Consider the following 2,492-nt stretch of genomic DNA (forward strand, 5'->3'; position numbering starts at 1 on the left):
GGCCTGGCCTTCAGGCCAGTTGTTCGCGCGTCAGCAGCAAGACCTGGTCGGCGCCCGAGCTGGTTTCGAACCACAGCGGTTCAAGCGTCGGGAAAGCGCGCTCAAAATTCTCGCGCTCATTGCCGATTTCCAGCACCAGCACGGCATTTTCGCTCATATGGCGTGCGGCGCTTTGAAAAAGGTCTCGAATGAAGTCCATACCGTCGGTGCCGCCGTGCCGGTTACCGTCCAGTGCCAGGCCGGGTTCAGCCCGGAATTCGGCCGGAAGGGCCGCCATGCTGGCAGCGTTCACATAGGGCGGGTTGCACAAAACCAGGTCATACAGGCCCGCGCAGGCAGCCATGCCGTCAGATTCGATCAGCGTGATGCGGCCGTCGAGACGATGACGGTCCACATTGATACGGGCCACCTCCAGAGCGTCCAGGCTGATGTCGGCGGCGTCCACCACCACGTCAGGGTAGGTCATGGCCGCCAGCACCGCGAGGCTGCCGTTACCGGTGCAGAGGTCAAGCACGCGGTGGGTGTGCTCGCCCAGCCAGGGGTCTATGCTGGCGTCGGCCAGCAGCTCGGCAATGAGGGAGCGTGGAATGATCACACGCTCATCCACATAAAAGGGCACGCCCATCAGCCAGGCTTCGTTCGTCAGGTAAGCCGCCGGCTTGCGGGTGCTGATGCGTGCTTCCAAAAGCATAGCTGCTTGCGCCCGTTCCTCTTGGGTTACAGGCCGATTCTCTACAGAATCCAGGTCGTCCAGCGGCAACCCAAGCTTCCACAGCACCAGCCACGCGGCCTCGTCGAAGGCGTTGGTCGTGCCTTGCCCGAATCCGTCTGAAAAGTGCAGGCCTGCCGCTTCCAGCCTGGCGGCCATTTCCTCGACCAGCGCCAGCACCGTCAGCGATGAAGCAGGAGTTGCCGGGCTCGTCATGCTGCCGCCAGTCGTTCCAGAACACCTTTGTAGATGTTTTTGAGCGGATCGAGTGAGCTCACCAGAACATGCTCGTTGATCTTGTGGATCGAAGCGTTGAGGGGGCCGAATTCAATGACCTGCGGGCAGATTTTGGCGATAAAGCGGCCGTCACTCGTGCCGCCCGTGGTCGAAAGCTCGGTTCTCAGGCCGGTTTCAGCCTGGATCGCTCCACGCACCGCATCCACCAGCGTGCCCGGAGTGGTCAGAAAGGGGAGGCCGCCCAGGGTCCATTTGAGGTCGTACTCCAGCTGGTGCTGGCTGAGCACGGCTTGCAGGCGCTGTTGCAGGCTTTCGGGGGTGGATTCGGTGCAGAAGCGGAAATTGAAGTCCACCACCAGCTCGCCCGGAATGACGTTGGACGCGCCGGTGCCACCGTGGATGTTGGAGACCTGCCAGCTCGTGGCCGGGAAGAAAGCATTGCCTTTGTCCCATTCGGTGGCCACCAGTTCGGCCAGAGCCGGTGCAAACAGGTGGATCGGATTTTTGGCCAGGTGCGGGTAGGCAATATGGCCCTGCACGCCCTTCACGGTGAGCTTGCCGCTCATGGTGCCGCGGCGGCCGTTCTTGATCATGTCGCCCAGGCGCTCGACCGAGGTGGGTTCACCCACGATGCAATAGTCCAGCGTTTCTCCGCGCGCTTTCAACTGCTCGCAGACCATGACCGTGCCGTCCACGGCCGGGCCTTCCTCGTCGCTGGTGATCAGGAAGGCGATCGACAAGGCCGGATCCGGGTGGGCGGCCAGGAATTCCTCGACTGCGACCACCATCGCCGCGATCGATGTTTTCATGTCGGCGGTACCGCGCCCGTACATCTTTCCGTCGCGATGGCTCGGGGTGAACGGGTGGCTGTGCCACTGGTCGAGCGGGCCGGTGGGCACCACGTCGGTGTGGCCGGCGAACACCAGGGTTTTGGCCGGCGCGGCGCTATCGCTTTTTGCTATTAATTCAGTAGCTGCTTGCGCCCGTCCTGATTGGGCTGCAGCCCTTAAATCATGAGATTTCCCTTCACGCCGAGCCCACAGGTTGGTGACGCGGAAGTCGGCAGGGCCGCTGACGATGGTTTCGCATCGAAAGCCCAGCGGCGCCAGCCGTGCGATCAGCAGGGCCTGGCAATCTGCGTCGTCAGGCGTGACGGAGGGGCGGGAAATCAGCTGTTCAGCCAGATGCAGGGTTCGGGACATGTCGTTTAGGGCCTGTTAACACCGGCCCGAAACGAGCGCGGCCGTGTTTTTAGTGCTTCACGTCCAGCGTGATTTCCGTAAAGGACGGTTCGTCATCCGGGTCCTCTTCTGGCTCCAGTGTCTTGGCCTTGACGGCAAAGTCATTCTCCAGCCGCCACATCAGATTGGTCGGCGAGTCGGCGTAGAGAACACCTTCCTTGCGTGTGACGGTGCCGGCCACGATCAGCTTGGCGATGTCCTGCTCGAAGGTCTGTGAGCCTTCGGCCATGGATTTTTCCATCGCTTCCTTGACGCCTGAAAAATCGCCTTTTTCGATCAACTCGGAGATCAGCTTGGTATTGAGC

2 protein-coding genes and 1 pseudogene are annotated in these 2,492 nt (G+C 61.6%); all 3 read right to left on the bottom strand.

Annotated elements, in window-relative coordinates; genetic code table 11:
* Nucleotides 1-10: 10 nt before the first annotated feature.
* Nucleotides 11-925 (bottom strand): 50S ribosomal protein L3 N(5)-glutamine methyltransferase, encoded by a 915-nt coding sequence (gene prmB, locus AC1D1P_RS20765; RefSeq protein WP_477669501.1) that lies wholly within the window; start codon nucleotides 923-925, stop codon nucleotides 11-13.
* Entirely contained in the window at nucleotides 922-2,148 is a 1,227-nt protein-coding gene (dapE, locus tag AC1D1P_RS20770) for a succinyl-diaminopimelate desuccinylase (RefSeq protein WP_477669502.1), read from the bottom strand. Before dapE ends, prmB begins: the two co-directional genes overlap by 4 nt.
* 49 nt (nucleotides 2,149-2,197) lie before the next feature.
* A pseudogene (locus tag AC1D1P_RS20775) lies at nucleotides 2,198-2,492 on the bottom strand (PilT/PilU family type 4a pilus ATPase); the annotation flags it as partial.

It is taken from the genome of Polaromonas sp. P1_E1_2, assembly GCF_056406035.1.